The sequence below is a fragment of the Ensifer sp. NM-2 genome, from assembly GCF_003024455.1.
Taxonomy (GTDB): Bacteria; Pseudomonadota; Alphaproteobacteria; order Rhizobiales; family Rhizobiaceae; genus Ensifer; species Ensifer canadensis.
Window position 1 is genome coordinate 1 of sequence record NZ_PVZR01000124.1, and the last position, 500, is coordinate 500.

At 57.2% G+C, this 500-nt stretch carries 1 protein-coding gene; it reads right to left on the reverse strand.

Annotated features, from left to right (window positions below; translation table 11 throughout):
* The coding region (locus C6558_RS39090; protein ID WP_199197146.1) for a tripartite tricarboxylate transporter permease at window positions 1-500 on the reverse strand (500 nt) is incomplete at both ends.

Here is a 500-nt window from a genome sequence, read left to right on the forward strand (position 1 = left end):
ACCAAACTCATATTGATCGAGTAAACGCCGATCGCGCTAAAGACGAGGATCGCCGGGAACATCATGTTGTAGGGCGTCGACAACAGCTTCACCCACAGCCCTACCAAGGGCAAGTTCAGGATCAGTAGCATAAGGTTGCCAATCCACATGGATGCGATCAAGCCCCAAAAAAGCGCCGGGTTATTGGTCATCACGCTAGGTCCGGGCTGAATGCCCTGGATCATCAACGCGCCGATCATCATCGCCATAACGCCGTTGCCGGGAATGCCGAGCGTCAGCATCGGAATGAACGATGTTTGCGCACCAGCATTGTTGGCTGCTTCCGGTCCAGCTACGCCTTCCATCGCCCCCTCACCGAACCTTACCGGTCCTTTCGACAGCTTTTTCTCCAAAGCGTACGATGCGAAGGATGACAGCGTTGCGCCACCGCCGGGCAGCACGCCGAGAATGGAGCCTAGGCCCGTGCCCCGCAGGGCGGGCATGATCATCCGCTTGAAATC